This window comes from Leucobacter soli, assembly GCF_042659205.1.
In the GTDB taxonomy this organism is placed as follows: Bacteria; Actinomycetota; Actinomycetes; order Actinomycetales; family Microbacteriaceae; genus Leucobacter; species Leucobacter soli.
This window is the reverse complement of record NZ_JBHSRW010000300.1, coordinates 1-2,337: the sequence shown is the minus strand read 5'-3', so window position 1 is coordinate 2,337 and position 2,337 is coordinate 1. Positions and strand designations below refer to the sequence as shown.

The following is a 2,337-nucleotide window of genomic DNA, read 5'->3' as shown; positions in this document are numbered from 1 at the left end:
CCGTGCCCGAGGACGCGGCGCTCGAGGTCTCGCTCGGGGAATCGGGCGGACGCGTGGCCGCGACGCAGGAGGTCATCGTCCCCGCGGACGCGGGCAGCGCGCGGGACATACCGAAGCTGAAGCGGCTGTAGCCGGCCGGCGGTGTGCGCGCGGGCGTCGCACCGCCATGCGCCGTGCACGGCTCGTATCGTCGTACCGCGCGGAAGTCCGGGCTGAGCGACACGGCACCTCCCAACGGCCCGGCATCGGAGCATCGGGTTACCCTGTGGCTGAGGCGCCTCGACCGAAGGACCGGGGCGTTCGGCTCAGCAGGACCGAACAGAGGGGTTCCCCATGTCTGAAACTCAGCAGGTTTCCACCGTCGGCGCGCGACTGGTCGCGGAACTCGTCGGCACCTTCGTGCTCGTGCTCGGCGGCGTCGGAACCGCTGTCTTCGCGGCCGGCTTCCCGGGGGACCCCGGCAATCCGGTCAACGTCGGCTTCCTCGGCGTCGCGCTCGCCTTCGGCCTCACCGTCGTGGTGGGCGCCTACGCCTTCGGGCCGATCTCGGGCGGCCACTTCAATTCGGCCGTCACGCTGGGTCTCGCCGCCGCCGGCCGCTTCGCCTGGAAGGACGTCGCCGGCTACCTCGTCGCCCAGATCGTCGGCGGCGTGCTCGCCGCAGCCTTGATCTTCGCCATCGCCAACGGCCAGCCCGGCGGCTACACCGGCACCCTGGGCGCGAACGGCTTCGGGGAGGCCTCGCCCGGCGGCTACAGCCTGCTCTCCGTCGCACTGATCGAGGTCGTGCTGACCGCGGTGTTCGTGCTCGTGATCCTCGGCGTCACGTCCGGGCGGGCGGCAGCGGGGTTCGCGCCGCTGGCGATCGGCCTGACGCTCACGCTGATCCACCTCATCTCGATCCCGGTCTCGAACACCTCGGTGAACCCGGCGCGCTCGATCGCCTCGGCGATCTTCGGGGGCGGGGAGGCGCTGGCGCAGCTGTGGGCCTTCCTGGTGTTCCCGATCGTCGGCGGCCTGCTGGCCGGCCTGATCTTCAAGCCGCTGCTCGGAGGGCTGAAGCCCGCCGATCGATAGCGGGGGCGGACCTCCGGTCGGGCCGGGCTGCGCGGTCCGACCCGACCCGGACGTTGCCTGCCGGTAGGCTGGGAGTATGACGAACACCCTGATCCTGCTGCGCCACGGCCAGAGCGAGTGGAACCAGAAGAACCTCTTCACCGGATGGGTCGACGTGCGGCTCACGGAGCAGGGGCGAGGCGAGGCCGCTCGTGCCGGGGAACTGCTCGCCGAGGCGGGTGTGCTGCCCGACGTCCTGCACACCTCCGTGCTGAGCCGGGCCATCCAGACCGCGAATCTCGCGCTCGACACCGCGGATCGCCTGTGGATCCCGGTCAAGCGCTCGTGGCGTCTGAACGAGCGCCACTACGGCGCGCTCCAGGGGCTCGACAAGGCCGAGACGCTGGAGAAGTACGGCGAGCAGCAGTTCATGGAGTGGCGCCGATCCTTCGACACCCCCCCGCCCGCGCTCGATGACGCGAGCGAGTGGTCGCAGGCGAACGATCCCCGCTACGCGGGCATCGACGGCGAGCGGCCGCAGACGGAGTGCCTGAAAGACGTGATCGTGCGCCTGCTGCCCTACTGGGAGGGTGAGATCCTGCCCGACCTGAACGCGGGGAGGACGGTGCTCGTCACCGCGCACGGCAACTCGCTGCGGGCGCTCGTGAAGCATCTCGAGGGCATCAGCGACGCGGATATCGCGGCGTTGAACATCCCCACGGGCATGCCCCTCGTCTACGAGATCGAGGCCGACGGCACCCCCGTCGGCCCGGGGCGCTACCTCGACCCCGATGCCGCTGCCGCCGGCGCCGCCGCGGTGGCCGCGCAGGGCAAGCACTGAGCACCTGGCTCTGAGCCGCGTCGCGCTGCTCCGTGTTGCGCCGCGCCGGTGGGCGCCGCTCTGTTCTGCGCCAGTGTGCGCCGCGCCGTGCCGCGCGCAAGTGCTCAGTAATGAGGGGTGCTGAACGACCGCACCCGTAACTACTGAGCACTTGCGGGGAGGGGACGCGCCGTGCGGCGAGCGGCGAGGCTCAGATGAGCCTCAACTGCATCGCCCGGGTGACGGCCCGCGTGCGGTCGCTCACCCCGAGCTTCTCGAAGACGTGCAGCAGGTGGGTCTTCACAGTCGATTCGCCGATCACGAGCCGTGCGGCGATCTCGGGATTGCTGAGCCCGGCGGCGACGAGCGCGAGGATCTCGCCCTCTCGCGCGGTGAGGCGCGGCGGATCCGGCGCACCTGCTCCCGTCCCTCCGGCCCGGGCCACCAGCTGCGCGGCGATC

3 protein-coding genes are annotated in these 2,337 nt (G+C 71.4%); 2 read left to right on the top strand and 1 reads right to left on the bottom strand.

Features of this window, described 5'->3' with window-relative positions; genetic code table 11:
• Positions 1-333 precede the first annotated feature (333 nt).
• The gene (aqpZ, locus tag ACFPZL_RS12400) at positions 334-1,077 is read left to right on the top strand and encodes an aquaporin Z (protein ID WP_218114325.1); all 744 of its coding nucleotides are present in this window, start codon (positions 334-336) and stop codon (positions 1,075-1,077) included.
• 76 nt (positions 1,078-1,153) lie between these two features.
• On the top strand, positions 1,154-1,897 hold the full coding sequence (locus tag ACFPZL_RS12395; protein WP_218114326.1) for a phosphoglyceromutase: 744 nt from the start codon (positions 1,154-1,156) through the stop codon (positions 1,895-1,897).
• 190 nt (positions 1,898-2,087) lie between these two features.
• Here ACFPZL_RS12395 and ACFPZL_RS12390 read toward each other — a convergent pair.
• Positions 2,088-2,337: response regulator transcription factor (locus ACFPZL_RS12390; RefSeq protein WP_382335656.1), on the bottom strand; the 250-nt coding region annotated here is incomplete at its 5' end.